At 71.4% G+C, this 18665-nt stretch carries 13 protein-coding genes; 7 read left to right on the top strand and 6 right to left on the bottom strand.

Annotated features, from left to right (window positions below):
- Positions 1-71: 71 nt before the first annotated feature.
- Together BJY14_RS26020 and BJY14_RS26015 are read left to right on the top strand one after the other, a co-directional pair.
- On the top strand, positions 72-938 hold the full coding sequence (locus BJY14_RS26020; RefSeq protein WP_179846011.1) for an SRPBCC family protein: 867 nt from the start codon (positions 72-74) through the stop codon (positions 936-938).
- Between the two features lie 117 nt (positions 939-1055).
- Positions 1056-1757 carry a class I SAM-dependent methyltransferase gene (locus tag BJY14_RS26015; RefSeq protein WP_179846010.1) on the top strand — a complete coding sequence of 234 codons (702 nt, stop codon included), beginning with the start codon at positions 1056-1058 and terminating at the stop codon, positions 1755-1757.
- Between the two features lie 16 nt (positions 1758-1773).
- Here BJY14_RS26015 and BJY14_RS26010 read toward each other — a convergent pair whose 3' ends face one another.
- From BJY14_RS26010 to BJY14_RS25995, 4 genes are all read right to left on the bottom strand, one after another.
- The gene (locus tag BJY14_RS26010) at positions 1774-5337 is read right to left on the bottom strand and encodes a bifunctional glycosyltransferase/CDP-glycerol:glycerophosphate glycerophosphotransferase (protein WP_179846009.1); all 3564 of its coding nucleotides are present in this window, start codon (positions 5335-5337) and stop codon (positions 1774-1776) included.
- Between the two features lie 74 nt (positions 5338-5411).
- The gene (locus BJY14_RS26005) at positions 5412-8846 is read right to left on the bottom strand and encodes a bifunctional glycosyltransferase/CDP-glycerol:glycerophosphate glycerophosphotransferase (protein ID WP_179846008.1); all 3435 of its coding nucleotides are present in this window, start codon (positions 8844-8846) and stop codon (positions 5412-5414) included.
- A gap of 151 nt (positions 8847-8997) precedes the next feature.
- Positions 8998-9945 carry a LysR substrate-binding domain-containing protein gene (locus tag BJY14_RS26000; RefSeq protein ID WP_179846007.1) on the bottom strand — a complete coding sequence of 316 codons (948 nt, stop codon included), beginning with the start codon at positions 9943-9945 and terminating at the stop codon, positions 8998-9000.
- Between the two features lie 96 nt (positions 9946-10041).
- Complete coding sequence (locus tag BJY14_RS25995; RefSeq protein WP_218905594.1) at positions 10042-11532, bottom strand: carotenoid oxygenase family protein; 1491 nt, start codon at positions 11530-11532, stop codon at positions 10042-10044.
- Positions 11533-11605: 73 nt separating this feature from the next.
- Between BJY14_RS25995 and BJY14_RS25990 the strand changes: the two genes are divergently transcribed.
- The 3 genes from BJY14_RS25990 (at position 11606) to ahpD (ending at position 13976) form a co-directional block, all read left to right on the top strand.
- Positions 11606-12241, top strand: a complete 636-nt coding sequence (locus BJY14_RS25990) for a TetR/AcrR family transcriptional regulator (RefSeq protein ID WP_179846006.1) — start codon at positions 11606-11608, stop codon at positions 12239-12241.
- Between the two features lie 537 nt (positions 12242-12778).
- Positions 12779-13333 carry a peroxiredoxin gene (locus BJY14_RS25985; RefSeq protein ID WP_179846005.1) on the top strand — a complete coding sequence of 185 codons (555 nt, stop codon included), beginning with the start codon at positions 12779-12781 and terminating at the stop codon, positions 13331-13333.
- 100 nt (positions 13334-13433) lie between these two features.
- Entirely contained in the window at positions 13434-13976 is a 543-nt protein-coding gene (gene ahpD, locus BJY14_RS25980) for an alkylhydroperoxidase, AhpD family (protein ID WP_179846004.1), read from the top strand.
- A 63-nt stretch (positions 13977-14039) separates the two neighbouring features.
- On the opposite strand, the gene guaA is transcribed toward ahpD, so the two are convergent.
- Positions 14040-15626, bottom strand: a complete 1587-nt coding sequence (gene guaA, locus BJY14_RS25975; RefSeq protein ID WP_179846003.1) for a glutamine-hydrolyzing GMP synthase — start codon at positions 15624-15626, stop codon at positions 14040-14042.
- A gap of 240 nt (positions 15627-15866) precedes the next feature.
- Here guaA and BJY14_RS25970 point away from each other — a divergent pair, with 240 nt between their 5' ends.
- Complete coding sequence (locus BJY14_RS25970) at positions 15867-16826, top strand: zinc metalloprotease (protein WP_179846002.1); 960 nt, start codon at positions 15867-15869, stop codon at positions 16824-16826.
- Here the strand turns inward: BJY14_RS25970 and BJY14_RS25965 are convergent.
- Positions 16823-17578, bottom strand: coding sequence for a DNA alkylation repair protein (locus BJY14_RS25965; RefSeq protein ID WP_179846001.1), 756 nt, complete (start codon positions 17576-17578; stop codon positions 16823-16825). The genes BJY14_RS25970 and BJY14_RS25965 overlap by 4 nt on opposite strands.
- 170 nt (positions 17579-17748) lie before the next feature.
- Here BJY14_RS25965 and BJY14_RS25960 point away from each other — a divergent pair, with 170 nt between their 5' ends.
- Positions 17749-18642 (top strand): zinc metalloprotease, encoded by an 894-nt coding sequence (locus BJY14_RS25960; protein ID WP_179846000.1) that lies wholly within the window; start codon positions 17749-17751, stop codon positions 18640-18642.
- The last annotated feature ends 23 nt before the right edge of the window (positions 18643-18665 follow it).

Here is an 18665-nt window from a genome sequence, read left to right as displayed (position 1 = left end):
CCCCACTGGCGACGCGACGGGCCGCCGCCGTAGGGTCGGGGCGAGGTCTCCGGACGATAAGGACACTGATCATGGAGCTCGACCACGATTTCACCGTCCCCGTGCCGGTGGATCAGGCCTGGTCGGTGCTGCTCGACGTGGAGCGCGTCGCGGCCTGCATGCCGGGCGCGACGCTCGACTCGGTCGACGGCGGGGAGTACGCGGGCCGGATGAAGGTGAAGGTCGGCGCGATGACCATCACCTACCGCGGCACCGCGCGGATCGTCTCGGCGGACGAGTCGTCCCGCGTCGTCACGATGGAGGCGTCCGCCAAGGAGGCCCGCGGGTCGGGGACCGCGGCGGCGACCGTGCAGGCGAGGCTGCACGAGGAGGACGGCGTCACCCGCGTGACCGTCCACACCAAGCTGAACGTGACGGGCCGCCCGGCGCAGTTCGGCCGCAACATCCTGTCCGAGGTCGGCTCCAAGATCATCGCAAGGTTCGCCAAGCAGCTGGCCGCCGAGCTGGAGGCGCCCGGCGAGGCCGCCGCGCAGGCCCCGGCCGCTCCGGCCGGCAAGCCCGCCGAGGCGGCTCCCGATACGCCGGCGTCCGCCGCCGTGGCGCCCGCGGAAGAGCCCGCCGCGGCCCCGGAGAGCCCGGAGAAGGCCGCGGAACCGGAGTCGGAGGCGGAGACCGGCGTGGCGCCCGCGGCGCCGGAGAAGCCCGCCGACAAGCCCGGCCCCGTCGAGGCGGAGCCCGCGGAGCGCCCGTCGCTGCACGTCGCGGGCGGGCGCCACGAAGGCGAGCACGCGCGGCGCGTGGAAGAGAAGGACGACGCGATCGACCTGCTGGAGTTCGTGGGCCCGTCGATCGCCAAGCGGGCCGTCCCCGCGGTCGGCGGCCTGGTCGCCGTCCTCCTGGCCGTCCGCTTCCTCGTGCGCCGCCGCAAGAGGCGCTGACCGTCGGCAGCGCTGACGGCGCGCTCATCCGGGACGGGGTCAAGGCGGCGTCAACGATCCGTGCGCGGGCGGCGGCGTCGATGGAACGCGCCGCGTCCGGTGCGGTCGGCTTGCCCGGTGGACACCATCGAGCTCCAGCGGATCGCGCGGATCGAGAACGACAACTGGTGGTACCGCGAGCGCCGCGAGATCCTGTCCGCCGAGCTGCTGCGGTTCAGCGTGCCAGGGACGGCCGTCGACATCGGCGCCGCGTCCGGGGCGTCCTGCCGCGTGCTGGCCGGCCACGGGTGGAGCGCCACGGCGATCGACCTGAGCCCGGACGCCGTCGCTCTGGCCCGCGCCTACGGTGTCGAGGCCTACGAGGGCGACGCGCGTTACCTACCGCTTCCGGCATGCGAGTACGACCTGGCTCTGGCGTTGGACGTCCTTGAGCATGTGGAGGACGACGAACGAGCGGCCGCGGAGGTCGCGCGGGTGTTGCGGCCAGGTGGGACGGTGCTGGTGTCGGTTCCTTGCGACATGGCTCTGTGGTCGGCCCATGACGTGGCTCTCGGACGCGTCCGCCGTTACTCCCGCCGCACGCTGGTCGAACTGCTGGAGGATGCGGGCCTGGTGCTGGAGCGCGTGTGGAGCAGGGGCGTCCTGCATCGTCCGCTCCTGCGTCTGCTCAGGAACCGGACGGTGCGGCGCGAGGATCTGGCTCCGCTGCATCCGCTCGTCAACGAGGCGCTGCGCATGTCCGCCGCGCTGGAGCGGCGCCTGCCGGTCGCCTCATGGCCCGGCGTGTGGCTGTTCGCGCGGGCCCGCCGTCCGGGCTGACGGCGGGCCCTGGCGTTCAGGCCTTGCCGAAGACGCGGTCGACCACCCGGGACGCGGCCTGGCCGTCGTCATGCGGGCAGTACTTCACGAAGAAGCGGTCGTAGGCGTCCGCGTAGCGATGCTCGCCCGCGGGCGCCGCCCTGACCGCTTCGGCGACCTCCGCGGACGTACGCACGACCGGACCGGGCGCCTCGGCCTCCAGGTCGAAGTAGAAGCCGCGCACGTGGTCGCGGTACCAGTCCAGGTCATAGGTGAACAGGACGATGGGACGGCCCAGGATCGCGTAGTCGAACATGGCGGACGAGTAGTCCGTGACGAGCACGTCGGCCGCCATGTACAGCTCGGCGATGTCCGGGTACCGGGACACGTCGATGACGAACGGGCCAGAGTCGTACTCCGCTAGCTGGTTCGCGGCGATCCGGTCTCGGTCGGTGATGAGGTGGTGCGTCCGCAGGAGGAGGACGTAGTCGTCACCCAGGGCCTGGCGCATGGTCTCCAGGTCCAGCTCCAGCGAGAAGCCCTGCCTGCCTTCTGCGTGATGCCGGTCGTCCCGCCAGGTCGGCGCGTAGAGGACGACTTTCTTGCCCTGCGGGATCCCCAGGCGCTTCCGGATATGGGTCCCGATGCGTTCCCACTCGGGCGTGCTGAGGATGTCGTTGCGCGGGAACCCGGTCTCCAGGACCTCACCCTCGTACCGGAAGGCCCGCCGCATGACCTGGGTGGCGTACGGGCTGGAGGACAGCAGGAGATCCCATCGGGGGACCTCCTCCTCCATCCAGTCCAGCCGCTCGGTGCGCTGGTACGGCATGTCTTGCAGGTCGTAGGCGAGGCGCTTCAACGGGGTGCCGTGCCAGGTCTGGAGGTAGATCTGGCCTGTCCGCTTGAAGAACCATTGCGGCAGCGCATGGTTGGCGACGAGGTACCGAGCGTGCGCGAGCGCGCGGTAGTGCTCACGGCTGCCGGCCAAGACGGTCGTGGCCTTGCCGTCCACCGCGAATTGGTCGTCCTGGGAGACCCACACGCATTCCAGGTCGGTGTCGCGGCGGATGAGTTCCTCGTAGACGGCCCTCGGGCTGCAGCTGTACTGGGAGCCGTTGTAGCTGCTGAACACCACCATGTCGGCCAGGGGGCTGCGCAGGTAGACGGAATAGTCCCTCTGCTGGAGAAGGGTCTGCGCATGCCCGCTGCGCTCGTCGTCCTCCAGGGACACGCGGCTGTGCAGCATCAGCGCGTCGATCTGGTGGACGCCGACCTCGAACTCGTGGGTGCCCGCGCGGTGCCGGTCGGGCAGGCTGGGGATGGCCTCGCGTTCGACGACGACGGCCACCTCTCCGGCACGCGTGCGCGCCAGCAGGTCCCAGGTCCCGCTGCTCAGCGGCAGGTCCGTCCCGAACACCGGCATCGTCGCGGGGGCGAAGGCGGCCGTGAACCGGTTCCCCTCCCAGCTGACGGGGACCCGGTGCTCATCGCCGGACCGGCGCCGCCGCAGGACGAAATGGTCGGGACGGTGGTCCGGGTCGGCGAGATCGCCCGTCAGTGCGAGCAGTCCGTTGGCGTCCCACTCGGCGCCCGTGACGACCGGACGGCAGCTGCGCTCGACCCCCCGCAGGTTCCCGAACGCGGTGCGGCTGACGGCGAACTCCCGGCCGCGCCCCGCGCTCTCCGGCAGGGCGAAGCGGGCGGGCTTGACGTTGCTCGCGACGGTGAGCCGCAGTGGGCCGCCCTCACCCGTCAACCGGATGTCCCAGTCGATGGCGTCGCGCAGGTGCGCACCGTACTGCGCTCCGTTCGGCCCGCCGTCCGGCACGGACGCCAGGAACTTCAGCGGCAGCCTCGCCGTGAAGTCGAACCCGGTTCCCTCCGCCATCCGCAGGACGGCCGCCTGCCGCAGCGTCACCTCGCCGCGGACCTCGTCTCCCCCGTACCTGCGAACCGCGACCATCGCGGCTCCGGCGCCGAGCGCGCGCCGCGTCCAGCCGGACAGCACCAGCACGTCGCCGTCGAGGCGGATCCTGGTCAGGACGGCCTTGGCCCGCTTCACGTGGACGACGAACACGTCGTCATCGCCTGCCGCCGGCTGGACGGCCACGTGCTCGTCCACCTGCCGCGGCGACGTCCACCGAACGGCCGGAGCCATCGCGGTCAGCCGCTGCACCGCCCTGCGCCCGGCCGTCGACACCTCGGCGAAGAGCTCGTAGGTGGCCGTCCGCCACTCGTCGTTGTCCAGCAGGTACTCCGGCTCCACCCGTACCGTGAAGCCCGACCAGTCGAGGGAGACGTTCGCGTGCCCGGAGCGCACCGTGACCTCCGGGACGTAGCGGCGCTCCACCGGGAGCCGGATCTCCTTGCCGGTCCGCACGTCGCGCATCCAGACGCGGATCCGGGAATCGGCCACCGCCGCCACCGCGAACCGGTCGAAGTAGGCGTGCCCCTCGACGATGAGGGTGTCGACGTCCCACTCCACGCGGTCGACGTCCGCCCACAGCGCCAGCTCGTCGGTGACGTCGTACACGTCCTCCGGGACGCCCCTGCCGGAGTCGTCGAAGAAGGGGTAGCGGGCGTACCAGCGCTGCCGGAGACGGCCGCGCGACACCAGCGGCACGTCCCGCAGGCCGCCCTCCTCGAAGCGCAGCACCTCCAGCAGTTCGGGCAGCATGCACTCGCCGAGCAGGTACGTCTCCAGCCGCCTGATCGCCTCAAGGCCGGCGGCGGCCCGGCGCCCGGCGCCGGCGACGACCTCCGCGCCGAGCTCGACGAGGTGTTCGCGCTCCTCCCAGGTGGCCGTGGGGAGGGCGAGCATCAGTTCGCGCACGTCCAGGTCGAGCGCGTACATGTCGTGGAAGGCCAGAAGGTCCGGCGCCTGCTTGCGGACGAACTCCCGCGTCCTCGCGAGGGTCGTCATGCGCTCGGTGATGTCGGCCGGGTCGGGGCGTGTGCGCAAGGCCGATCCGGGACGGTCCCGCCAGAAGTAGACGGTCGCGTCCAACACGTCCACGGCGGAGGCCAGCACGTGGCTCCGCACAGCGATGAGGAGGTCGCCACCGGTCCCGAACTCCAGGCCGTACGCGTCCCAGAACGAGCGCCGGTAGACCTTGTTCCACACCGTCCTGTCCTGCAAGAGAGCGGGGTGGCGGGTCACGTGCGTCGACAGCATGGTCTCCGCGTAGGGGTCGCTGTGGAGCGGCGACTGCCACGCCTGTTCCTCGTCCAGGCACATGACGTTCCCGCCCGCGAGGTTCGAACCGGTGTCGTCCAGCGTCCCGACCAGCAGTTCGTAGGCGTAGGGCGGTACCGCGTCCTCGCCGTCGGCGAAGGCGAGGTAGCGGCCCTTGGCCTGCTCGACGCCCGCGTCGGCCGCCGTCGTGCCGGGGGCGGGCTGCAGGAGGGCGAAACGGTCGTCGCGGCCTGCGAACTCCTTGGCGACGGCAGCGTCCCTGGCGGCGCCGCCTGCGGCCAGGCCGTCCTCCACCATGAGCACCTGGACGTCGCGCAGCGTCTGCCCGGCGATCGACTCCAGGCACTCCGCCAGGCGGCCGCCGGTGTTGCGGATGGGGACGACGATGCTGATCTGCGGGGACACGAGCGGCTCCGTACTGGGCTTTCGGGGATTCGTGGGTTTCGGCGGGTCGGGTGGTCTTCGGCAGGTCGGGCGGCTCAGCGCAGGACCCGGTCGAGCACGCGCGCGCCGGCGTGGCCGTCGTCGTGCGGGCAGTACCGGGCGGCGAAGGCGGCGCGCGCTTCCCGGAACCCGGTCTCCAGCGCGGCGGGCTCGCGCAGCGCCTCGACGACGTCCTGCGTGGTGGCGAGCAGCGGCCCCGGCGCCTCGGCGTCGAAGTCGAAGTAGAAGCCGCGCACGTGGTCGCGGTACCGCTCCAGGTCGTAGGTGAAGAACACCATCGGCCGGCCGGTGACGGCGAAGTCGAACATGGACGACGAGTAGTCGGTGACGAGCACGTCGCTGATGAGGAAGAGCTCCGAGATGTCGGGGTAGACCGAGACGTCCATGACGCAGTCGCCCGGCCGCAGCCTCGGACGGTCGGTGACGAGGTAGTGCGTCCGCAGGAGCAGGACGTGGTCGCGGCCCAGCGCGGCCCGGAACCTGTCGATCTCGAATTCGAGGCGGAACGCGCGCTTGCCGATCGCGTGGTGGAAGTCGTCCCGCCACGTCGGCGCGTACAGCACGACCCGCTTGCCCTCAGGGATGCCGAGGCGCCGCCGCACCGCCGCGGCGATCTCGTCGCGGTGCGGGCTGCTCAGCACGTCGTTGCGGGGGTAGCCGCTTTCGAGGACGTCCCCGGAGTAGCCGAACGCGCGCCGGAACAGCGGCACGGAGAACGCGTTCTGGGCGAGCAGGAGGTCCCACTGGGGGACGTCGTACTCCATCCAGTCCACGCCCTCGGTGCGCTTGAAGGGCATCTGCTTGACGTCGTATCCGAGCTTCTTGAGCGGCGTCCCGTGCCAGCACTGGACGTAGGTCTGGTCCTCGCGCTTGGTGAACCATTCCTGCTGCGACCAGTTGCCGAAGATGTAGCGCGCGCGGGCGAGCGCCTCGTAGTGCTCCCGCGTCCCGGCGAGGACGGTGCGGGCACCAGAAGGCTTGCCGAACTGCCCGTTCTCGGTGACCCACACGCATTCCAGGTCGGTTTCGCGGCGCCGCAGCTCGTCGTAGATGCCGCGCGGGTTGCACGAGTACTGGCGCCCCTTGTAGGCGTCGAACACGGCGAGTTCACGGACGGGCAGGTTCAGGTGGCGCCGGTAGTGCCCGGACCGTATGCGGCTCTGCGCGTAGGCGCCGCGCTCGTCGTCGTCCAAGGCCGTCTCGACGCGCAGCTGCAACTGGTCGGTCTTCTGGGCACGGACGGTGATCCGGTGCAGACCCGCCTCGAACGGCTCGGGCAGGTCGCGGAGCGTATGGCGGCGGACGACCACCGGCTGCTCCTGCCCTCCGACCGTGGCGAGGACGTCCCAGCGGCCCGAGACCAGCGGGCGCGACAGACCGAGCACCGGCATGCGCGCGGGCGAGAACACCGCCGTGAACCGGTCGTCCTCCCAGTGCAGCCTGACGGCGTGTTCCTCGCTCGACCGCCGCCGCCTGAGGACCAGCGAGTCCGGCCGCCCGATCCGGTCCGAGCACGTGCCCGCCAGGCGGAGGGCGCCCTCGGACGACCACGACACCTCGTCGACGGCGAGGACGAGGCCGCGGGAGACGATCCGCAGGGTGCCGCGCCGCGTCCTGGCGATCTCCAGTTCCCCGCCGGGGATGGGGAAGGCCGCACCCGCCGGTTCCTCGTCCAGGTACGGGCGGACCCCCTCCGAGAGGGTGATCTCCCAGTCGCCCTGCCGCCGGGCCAGCCCGGCGACCGGCAGCCGCGCCCGGAACCCTTCGGCGCCGACCGGCTCGACCGGCCCGAGCACCGTCGCCCGCCCCACCCTCGGGACGGCCGTGACGCGCGGCTCGTCCCCGAACGGGACGCGGCTCCAGCCGTCCAGCCACAGCTCGCCGCCCTCCAGGTGGCAGCCGACGACCGCCGCCGGCGTGCGGCGCACCTGGATCACGAACCGGTTCCGGCCCGTGACGCCCTGGACGAGCACGCCCGGCGCGCACTCCCGGTCCCGCGGCCACTGCCGCCCGGTGAGGCGCGGGCCGACGAACGTCGACCGGCGCCGCAGCCCCCGGTTGACGATCTCGACGCACGGCACCCAGTCGACGTCCCGCCAGCGCCCGAACATCCGCAGCGCGGACGGGTCGATCTCCGCGACGAACCCGGACCAGTCGTAGGAGACGTTCGACTGCCTCGACCCGGCGGTCACGTCCGGCCTGCGGACCCGCCTGACCGGGACGCGCATGAGGCCCCGCCTGTTGGCCGCCACCAGCCAGATCCGGATCCGGGACCCGTCCTCGCTGGAGGCGTCCAGATGCCGGACGTAGGCGTGGCCCTCCAGGCGGAGCCTGCCGTCCGACCAGGTGGCCCGGTCGATCGCGGCGACCGGTTTGAGCTCGTCGGTCACGTCGTACACGTGCGCCGGGACGCCCCGGTCCTCGTCCTCGAAGAACGGGTACTCGGCGTACCAGCGGTGCCGCAGGCCGCGGCGCACGCGCGGCGCGTCCGCCGCCATGCGCAGCTGGGCGAAGCGCAGCACCTCCAGCAGTTCCGGCAGCATCCGCCGGCACAGCAGGTGCAGTTGCAGGCGCGTCATCGCGGGCTGCCGCTTCACGACGCGAGCGCTCACCTGCCGGGCCAGGGCCGCGCCCATGGCGACGAGTTCTCCACGGTTCTCGTCCTGCGTCCTGGGAAGGGCCTCGAACAGGACGCGAAGCTCGATGGGGATCAGGACGTGCTCGTCGTAGGCGTTCAGGAGCTGCGGCGCGTAGTCGGCCAGACCGTCCCGTACGGACCGCGCGGAACGCATGCGCTGCCTGAAGTTGTCCCAGTCGTAGCGGTCCTCTGTGATGGATCCAGGGCGCCTGCGCCAGAAGTAGACCGTGTCGCTCAGGACGTCCACGGAACGGGCCAGTGCGTGCGCGCGCGCCGTGACGGGCGGGTCCTCGTAGTAGCCGGTAGGGAACTCCAGACCGGTCCGAGTCCAGAACGCGCGCCGGTACACCTTGTTCCACGGCGTCCGGTCGCGCATGAGCATCGGCATGGACGACACATGCGTCTTCGAACGGGGATCGGTGAAGACGCCGTCGTGCAGGTGCGACTGCCAGGTGCGGTCGTCGTCCATCCGCTGGACGTTCCCGCAGGCCAGGTCCGACCCGGTCCGCTCAAGGGACGCGACCAGCCGCGCGTACGCCTCGCGCTCCACGACGTCGTCGGCGTCGGCGAACGCCAGGTACTCGCCCCGCGCCTGCCGCACGCCCGCGTTGCGTGCGGGCCCGGGCCCCTCGTTCTCCCGCGTGAGGAGGCGGAACCGCGGATCGCGGCCGCACATGTCCTTGGCGATCACGGCGCCGTTGTCGGTGGACCCGTCGTCCACCATGATCACTTCCAGGTCGCCCAGCGTCTGGCCCGCCAGCGATTCCAGGCACTCCTGGAGATACTCCTCGGTGTTGTGGAACGGCACGACCACGCTGAGCTTCGGGGACATGGGGCCTCCTCCTCGCCCCACGAGCATGGTCACCCTAAGCCACCGCACGAACGCGCATCGCGATTGCGAGGCCGTCCCCTGACGCAGACTTGACCTCGCCTGGCCGCCACTTGACCTGGGCGTTAACCCACGGGGCCAGGAATCCCGCAGATCAGGCGGTGCGGACCCCGGGGATCACGCCCGACTCCGCGATGCCCGATTCGGAGAGTGCGGCGCGGACGCTCGCCGCGAGCGCCTCGAACTCGTCCGCGCGCGGGGACGTCGACCGGAAGCCGAGGCCGATGCGGCGGAAGGGCGCCGGTGCCGCGAACCGGTGGCAGCCGAGGTTCGGCGCCCGGCGGGTCTCCACGGGCAGCGCCGTCTCGGGGACGAGCGTCACCCCCAGCCCGCCCGACACCAGCTGGACCAGCGTCGCCAGGCTCGTGGCGTACGTGGCCGCGGCCGCGCGCGCCCCCACCTCCCGGCAGACGTCCAGTGCCTGGTCGCGCAGGCAGTGACCCTCGTTCAGCAGGATGACGTCGAGGTCGTTCAGCGCCTCCCGCGCGACCCCGGTGGCGCCCAGGTCGAACCCGGCGGGCGCGACGAGCACGAAGTCCTCGTCGTACAGCGGCAGTTCCGTCACGCCCGTCGCCGGCGCGGGGAGCGCCAGCAGCACCACGTCCAGGCGCCCGGCGATCAGTTCCGCGACGATGTGGCCGGTCTGCTCCTCGTGGACGGACAGTTCCAGGTCGGGGAACTCCTTGGCGAGCCTCGGCAGGACGATGGGCAGCAGGTACGGCGCGACGGTCGGGATGACCCCCACCCGGAGCGGCCCCACGAGCATCCCCCGGACGGCCTGGACCTCCTCGACCAGCCGGTCGAGTTCCGCGAGGACGGTCTCGGCCCGCCGCGCGACCCGCTCCCCCGCGGGCGTCAGCAGGACCCTGCGCGTCGTCCGCTCGACGAGCCGCGTTCCGAGGCCCTCCTCGAGCGCCGCCACGGCCCCGGACAGGGCGGGCTGGCTCATGCGCAGAGCGGCGGCGGCGTCACGGAAATGCAGGTACTCCGCCAATGCCAGGAACGCCCGCAACTGGGCCACCGTCGGTCTGCTGATCCCCATCCTGACGCAGACATTACCCAAGGGCGGTCACGCAACGTGACCAGTCCCAGGTCGCGGCGGGGTGGGATTCACCACAGCCGCCGGCGCGGCGGGCGGTCAGCGGATGGGCAGGCGGTCGGGGTGCGGGATCGGGGCGCCGGGATCGGCGACGCGGGTGGTGAACGTGCCGTGGAAGCCGAACGGGATGTGGTGCGGGAGGTGAAGGTCCGCGACCGGGGCGAGGTCACGGGCGTCCAGGATGGTGAGCCGCGAGCGGTGCTCCGCGGCGAGATACACCACGGCTAGGAGCCACCCGTCGTCCTCGGCGGAATCCGGCGCGCGGGGCACGAAGATGGGCTCGCCCACGTAGGTGTGCGGGCCCGCCTCGTGCGCCTGCGTGTGGCCGGTGTCGTTGTCGACTTTCAGGACGGTGTCGTACTCGCCGCTCGGGCCCGTCCGTCCAGTCATGTAGGTGTAGCGGTGCCTGCGCGTGGAACGGCGCCAGTCGTACTGGGGGAACTCGCCGGGCCGGTCCGACAGCGGCGTCTCGATCACACGGCCCGCCGGGGTGATCCGGTAGCGCGTGAGCCTGCTGGACGGCAGGTCGGTGAAGCGCGTGCGGAAGTCGGACAGGTCGCGCCTGATCGCTTCGAAGTCGTCGAAGAGCACCAGGTCGACGACGGTGTCGGAACCGTCCTCGAAGGCGTTCGCCACGTGGACGTGCACGAGCGCCTCGTGCTCCACGACCCGGGCCGGACCGCCGTCGCGCGGCACCAGCACGAACCGCGTCCCCTTCTCGGGACGATGCCGGATCGCGTCGAACACCGACGCGCCGCCGCCGAACATCGTGCGCAGGTCGAACATGTACGGGTCCAGCACGAACACCATGTGCTCGGTCGTCAGCGCCACGTCGTGGTTCCACGGCATGTTCGCCATCCGGACCCGGGCGAGCCGCCGCAGCCGGCCGCGCCGGTCGACCTTCCAGCAGTTCAGCGCGGGCAGCGGGCTGAAGTCCTGGCCGAAGTTGAACATCTCGCCCGTCACCGGATCCCACTTCGGGTGGGCGGAGAACGCCTTGAGCGCGCCGCGCAGCCGTCCGCCGAAGTCGTACGTGCCGAGCGTCTCCAGGGTGTCGGGGTCGAGGCGGTGCGGCGGGCCGCCCTCCCACAGGGCCAGCAGCCGGTCGGCGTGCAGCGCGATGCCGGTGTTGGCGGGGTTGGCCGGGCCCTTCCCCTTCACGAAGTTGGCCCAGAAGCCGCCGGGGAGCGGCGTTCCGACGCCCGGGCGGACGGGACCGCCGGAGACCAGGCCGTGCCTGAACTGCGGCGTCCGCACGTACCGGTTGCGGAACCGTACGGACCGCCCGTCGAAGGCGAACTGCGAGACCATCCCGTCGCCGTCGAAGAGGTGGTGCATCAGCGTGCGCCCGACCTCCCACTTGCCCGGGCCGATCCGGTACAGCGTGCCGGTGAGGCCGGGCGGGAGATCCCCGTCGATCTGGTCGACGGCGTAGTCGTGCTCGCGCATGAGCGGCGCGAACACGCGCGCCATGTCCGTGGAGGCCGCGGTCGCGCCGGACCGGGGCTCGGTGTCGCTGGAACGGGGCACGGGGGCCTCCCCATCTGGCTACGCCTGTTGCCAGAAAGGTAGATTCTGGCAACGGCTGTGTCAAGATTGTGCGGTGAGCCCTCGCCCGTACGGCGGCGTCACCGCCGACCGCCGCCGCGCCGACCGCCGCGCCGCGCTCCTGGAAGCGGCCCTCGACCTGCTCGCGGAGGAAGGCGTCCGGGGGACGTCCCTGCGCGCGGTCTGCGCGCACGCCGGCCTCAACCCGCGCTACTTCTACGAGAGCTTCACCGACCTGGACGCCCTGCTCGCCGAGGTCCACGACCGGATCGTCGCGGAGATCGCCGAGGCCGCCGCCCGGGGCGTCGCCGCCGCCGGGCCGGACGCCGGCCTGCGCGCGACCGTCCGCTCCGCCGCCATGGCCGCCCTGGACACGGGCCGCGCCGATCCCCGCAAGATCCGCGTGATGCTGGTCGAGGCGACCGCCAGCCCCGTCCTGCGGGCGCGCCAGCACGCCGCCCGCCGCGACTACACGCGCCGGGTCATCGAGTACGCCCGCACGTTCTCCGACATCCCGCCGGGCGCCGACGCGCGCGTGCACTTCATCGCCACGATGCTGGTCGCCGGATGGAACGAGAACCTCATCGCCTGGCTGGACGGGGAGCTCCAGACCACCCTGTCCGGTCTGGCCGACATGTTCGCCGACGCCGCCGAAGCCCTCGCCACGCACGCCGCCGCCCGCCCCCGCTGAGCCGTCCCCCGCCCTGGTCAACAGCCGCTCTCAGGCGAGGCCGGCCATCGACGGCGAGCGCCAGCGGGATCGGTCGGCGATGCGGTCGAGCCATTCCCGCATCAGGCCCCGCTCCGGTTCGGTCAGGCGGCCCTCGACCCCGGAACCGCACCGACCCGGCCGTGACGGACAGTAGCGGGACCTGGGACGGCCGGCGGTGAGGGAGCGACACCTGTCACCGATGTCACCTGTTGTCCGGAGAGAGTGCAGCGCCCTACACTTGCGCGCTACACAGAGTTAGACCCGATATGGGCGTATCGGTGTGATCTATGTCTACCGGCCGGCCGGACGGCGGGCCGGCCGCCCCCTCTCCGCCGGTCAGCGCGCCGTCCAGCACATTGATAAGGCGTGCCTATCAGGCCTGAGGGATCCATCGATTTCTCTTTTTGATCGAGTCGGGGCACTGTGAGTGACATCGGCCGCCGAGGCGAAGAGCCCGCGGCCCTCTCGCGCCTCCCCGTGCGGAGGCGACCCCGTTCTCATGATGAAGGAGCATGCGTGCTTACTGTCGGTGACAAGTTCCCCGAGTACGAGCTCACCGCCTGCGTCTCGCTGGACGCCGACAACGCGTTCGAGACGATCAACCACAAGTCCTACGAGGGCAAGTGGCGCGTGGTGTTCTTCTGGCCCAAGGACTTCACGTTCGTCTGTCCGACCGAGATCGCGGAGTTCGGCCGCCTCAACGAGGACTTCGCCGACCGCGACGCGCAGGTGCTCGGCGCGTCCGTCGACAACGAGTTCGTCCACTACGCGTGGCGCAAGGACCACCCGGACCTGCGGGAGATCCCGTTCCCGATGCTGTCCGACCTCAGGCGCGAGCTCTCGGAGTCGCTCGGCATCCTCACCGAGGACGGCGTCGCGCAGCGCGCGACGTTCATCGTCGACCCGAACAACGAGATCCAGTTCGCCATGGTGACCGCCGGCTCCGTCGGCCGGAACGTCAAGGAGGTCCTGCGGGTCCTGGACGCGCTGCAGAGCGACGAGCTGTGCCCCTGCAACTGGAACAAGGGCGAGGACACCCTCGACGCGGCCAAGCTGCTCGCCGGGGCCTGAGCCTCCCGCCGGGCACGGACCCGGCGGAGGACGGGCACGGACCGAAGGCGGCCGGCCGCGCGACCCGCGGCCGGCCGTCCGCACGAAAGGACGCATGATCATGAGCGTTGACGCGCTGAAGGGCGCCCTCCCGGGCTACGCCAAGGACACCAAGCTCAATCTCGGCTCGCTGACCTCGACCTCCCAGCTCACCGACCAGCAGCTGTGGGGGACGGTCCTGGCCTGCGCCCTCGCCACGCGGAGCGCCGTCGTCATCCGGGAGCTGGCCGAGGAGGCGGGCGACAACCTGTCCGCCGAGGCGTTCGAGGCGGCCAAGGGCGCCGCGTCGATCATGGCGATGAACAACGTGTACTACCGCGCCACCCACCTCATCGGGGACGAGACGTACGCGACCCTCCCGGCCCGGCTGCGGATGTCGATCATCGGCAGGCCCGGCGTGGAGAAGGCCGACTTCGAGCTGTGGTGCCTCGCCGTGTCGGCGATCAACGGCTGCGGGCGCTGCCTGGAGTCGCACGAGAAGGTCGTCCGCGAGGCCGGCCTGTCGCGCGAGCTCGTCCAGGAGGTGCTGCGGATCGCCGCCGTGGTGAACGCGACCGCCGCGACCCTGGACGCGGAGGCCGCGCTGGCCCCCGCCACGGTCTGACGGCGGGCACGGCGAAGGCCCGGACGGAGATCCGTCCGGGCCTTCGCCGTGCCTACCGGCCCCCTACTCCCACTCGATGGTGCCGGGGGGCTTGGAGGTGATGTCGACGGTGACGCGGTTGATCTCGCGGACCTCGTTGGTGATGCGGGTGGAGATGCGCTGCAGGACGTCGTAGGGCAGCTTCGCCCAGTCGGCCGTCATCGCGTCCTCGCTGGTCACCGGGCGCAGGACGATCGGGTGGCCGTAGGTGCGGCTGTCGCCCTGCACGCCCACCGACCGCACGTCCGCGAGCAGCACCACCGGGAACTGCCAGATGTCGCGGTCGAGGCCGGCGCGGGTCAGCTCCTCGCGGGCGATGGCGTCGGCGTCGCGGAGGATGTCCAGGCGGTCGCGCGTGACGGCGCCGATGATGCGGATGCCGAGGCCGGGGCCGGGGAACGGCTGCCGCCAGACGATCTCGGCCGGCAGGCCGAGCTGCTCGCCGAGTGCGCGGACCTCGTCCTTGAACAGCGTCCGCAGCGGCTCGACCAGCTCGAACTGGAGGTCTTCGGGGAGGCCTCCGACGTTGTGGTGCGACTTGATGTTGGCCGCGCCGGTGCCGCCGCCCGATTCGACCACGTCCGGGTAGAGGGTTCCCTGGACGAGGAACTCGACGGGTTCGGCCGGGTCTCCGGCCGCCGCCCCGCCGTGCACGATCTCGCGGGCCGCCTCCTCGAACACCCGGATGAACTCGCGGCCGATGATCTTCCGCTTCCGCTCCGGGTCGGTGACGCCGTCGAGGGCGGACAGGAAGCGCTCCTGGGCGTCCACGACGTGCAGGTTCACCCCGGTGGCGGCGACGAAGTCCTTCTCGACCTGCTCGGGCTCGCCCTTGCGCAGCAGGCCGTGGTCGACGAACACGCAGGTCAGCTGGTCGCCGATGGCGCGCTGGACGAGCGCGGCGGCGACGGCGGAGTCCACGCCGCCCGACAGCGCGCAGATCACCCGCTTCTCCCCGACCTGCTCCCGGACGGCCTCGATCGACTCGTCCGCGATGTTCACCATCGTCCAGCTCGGCCGGCACCCGGCGCCCTCGTAGAGGAAGCGCCGCAGGATCTCCATGCCGTGCTCGGTGTGCAGGACCTCGGGGTGGAACTGGACGCCGAAGAAACCGCGCTCCAGATCCTCCATGCCCGCGACCGGGGTGACGTCAGTACTGGCGGTCACGGCGAAGCCCGACGGGGCGCTGCTCACGAAGTCGCGGTGGGACATCCACACCGCCTGCTCGTGCGGCAGGCCCGCGAACAGCATGCCGGGAGAGGCGACGGCGACGGTGGCGCCGCCGTACTCGGCGACGTCGGAGTTCTCGACCGTCCCGCCGAGGGCCTGCGCCATGACCTGGTGGCCGTAGCAGATGCCGAGCGTGGGGACGCCGATGTCGAACAGGCCCTCCGGTGCGACCGGGGCGCCCTCGGCGTACACCGACGCCGGGCCGCCCGACAGGATGATCGCCTTCGGCCGCCGGGCGAGCATCTCCGCCGCCGGCATGGTGGAGGGGACGATCTCGCTGAACACATGGCACTCGCGGACCCGTCGCGCGATCAGCTGCGCGTACTGCGCGCCGAAGTCCACGACGAGGACGGTGTCAAAGGATTGGTCTGCGGCCACCAACTACGCCTTTCGCACGGCCGGAAGGGTCTCCCAGTCTACGGGCCGCTGCCTGCGCCGATGCGCCGCACCCCGGACATGATCGTTACAGTCCGGGACTGACCGGTAACGGTCAGCTTCCATTTACCTTGATCACACGTGCAGGATGACTGCGGTCTGATATCAGTTGATCACGCCCTGTATTCGGTGAAGCGTCGTTTCTCGGGACGCCGTGCTCGCCGGAACGCCGTCCCTAGGAGTGCCGTGAAGCTGCTCGCCGCCGCCGCTCTGCTCGCCGCCCTCGTCCCCGCCGCGCCACACGGGCAGTCCGCGAGCACAGGACCGTCCACGAGCAAGGGGCCCGAACGCCGGGCCGACGACTGCGCGCACCCCCCTGCGGCCCCCGAGGCGCGCCACCGGACAGACGGCCATGCCCGGGACCGCATGGACCTGAGCCCCGCCGAGGCCGCCCTCGTGGAGGCGCGCCTGAACCGGATCCTGGACGGTCTCCTCCAGGGCGGGCACGGGGCCTCGAAGAGCGCGAACCTGCGCCGGGCCGCACCGATCACCATCCCGGTCTACTTCCACGTGATCCACGCCGGCGCGAAGGGCAACCTGTCCAACGCGATGATCCAGCGCCAGATCAGCACGCTGAACACGTCCTACGGCGGGGGCAACGGCGGCGCGGACCCGCACGTCTCCTTCACGCTCAAGGCCGTGAGCCGCACCGACAACGCGGCATGGTTCGGCGACCCGGAACGCTACGAGGGCACCTACAAGCCGCGGCTGCACAAGGGCGGCAAGTCCACGCTGAACCTCTACAGCACCTACATCGGCGGCGACCTGCTCGGCTGGTCGACGTTCCCCTGGAAGTACAAGTCCGACCCCCAGATGGACGGGGTGACCATCCACTACGCCAGCATCCCGGGCGGATCCATCGAGAACTTCAACAAGGGGTTCAGCGCGACCCACGAGGTCGGGCACTGGCTGGGGCTGTACCACACGTTCCAGGACGGTTGCAGCGGCCAGGGCGACCGTGTCGCCGACACGCCCGCCGAGCGCGACCCTACGAACGGCTGCCCGCCCTACAAGGACACCTGCCCCGCCTCCGGGGAAGACCCGGTGCACAACTACATGGACTACAGCTACGACACCTGCATGACGTCCTTCACCCCCGGCCAGGGCACCCGCATCCACAACGTGTGGACGGCCTACCGCGCCTAGCGGCCCCTCCCGCCCACGGGCTTTCGCCGGGTAGCGGCCTTGAGGCGGGCGGCGTCTTCGGGTGGGAGGCGGCGGAGGGCCTCTCGTAGCGTCACGCCCGAGATGGCGTCCACGCGAGGCTCGACCCAGGCGACCACCCACTCGGGGTCTTTCTTGGACAGCTCGCGAAGCACCCATCCGAGGGCCTTGCGGATGAAGAACTCGCGCTCGCCTAGGAGCGCGTCCCCGTAGCGGTCGATGCGGTCGAGATCGGGGTCACCGGCCCGCACGCCTGCCAGGAGCGCCAGCATGGCCGTGCGCCTCACCCACATGTAGGGGTCGGCGACCCACGCGTCCAGTACCGTCGCCAGGTCCGGGTGGCGGACGACCAGCGCGCCGACGACCTTCTCCGCGAGCTGGTCGACGTACACCCAGCTCGCCGAGTCGCGGACGAGCCGCTCGGCGAGGCCCACGTCGCGCGGTTCCAGCAGCGCCGCCCGCTTCATGAGGACCTCGATGGCGGCCATGCGGGCCTCGTGCACCGGGCGGCCTTCCTCGGTGACGTCCCAGAGCGTCCCGGCCAGTGCGACGAGTTCCTCCCGTTCCGGCCTGGTCCTGACCGCCGCCACCGCGACCTTGCGCACCGCGGGGACAGGCACGCCGATATGGACGAAATCGCTCTTCAGATAGCGTTTCTCTCCTTCGGCGCGCACCGGGTCCGCCTGCGCCCTCAGCTCGGCCAGGATCCGCGCCGCCTCGCCCTCCACATCCACGGGGGACACGCTACGCCGCCACGCTACGGTGCCGTATTCAGTCTTACTCACCCCTGTTCGTCCACCTTTGCTAAAGACGTTCTGTTTATTCGCATCCACCCTGGTTCCAGCGATGACTCCGCTCCCCACGCGCGCGCTCCCCCGCCCGCGCCGCACCCCCAAGGAGTTCCATGAAACGCGCCGGAATCGCCGCCGTCCTCGGCATGGCCGCCGCCTTCACCGCCTACGCCCCCGCCGCCCCCGCCACGCTGGCCGCCCCGACCGCCTCGCCCACGGTGTGCGCCGGCCAGCCCGCCCAGGCCCGCGTCCGGGCCGGGGCCCACGCCACCGAGCGGAACCAGCCCGGAGCGGCCAAGGTCGCCGCGATGGAGAAGGACTTCCAGAACCGCCTCGGCAAGCTGAGGAAGGCGAGCACGGCGGCGGCCATCACCGTCCGCGTGCACTTCCAGGTCGTCTACGGCAGCGCGGGCAACGTGTCCGACTCGGTCCTGAACAAGCAGCTCACCGTCCTCAACAACGCCTACGCCGGCAGCGGCGTCACGTTCACCCTGGCCGAGATCAGGCGGACCAAGAACGCCTCCTGGTTCTCCGACCCCGAGGGCTACGAGTCCCAGATGAAGTCGGCCCTGCACACGGGCAACGCGCAGGACCTCAACTTCTACACCGCCGACCTCGGCAGCAGCCTCCTCGGCTGGGCGACGTTCCCGAGCGGCTACCGCTCCCAGCCGAAGATGGACGGCGTCGTCATCCACTACCAGAGCCTGCCGGGCGGCTCGCTCGGCAACTACAACGAGGGCGACACCGGAACCCACGAGGTGGGCCACTGGATGGGGCTCTACCACACGTTCCAGGGCGGGTGCGGCGGCACCGGCGACAGCGTCTCCGACACGCCCGCCGAGCAGAGCCCGGCCTCGGGCTGCCCGACCGGCCGCGACACCTGCTCCACGGCCGGCGCCGACCCCATCCACAACTTCATGGACTACAGCTACGACTCGTGCATGTACGAGTTCACGCCGGGCCAGTCCACGCGCATGCAGAACCAGTGGGCCGCCTACCGCGCCTGACACCGGTACCCTTCGCCTGAGCC

The organism is Actinomadura luteofluorescens (assembly GCF_013409365.1).
GTDB lineage: Bacteria > Actinomycetota > Actinomycetes > Streptosporangiales > Streptosporangiaceae > Spirillospora > Spirillospora luteofluorescens.
Note: the sequence above shows the minus strand (reverse complement) of the source record. Positions and strands in the feature narration are given on the sequence as shown.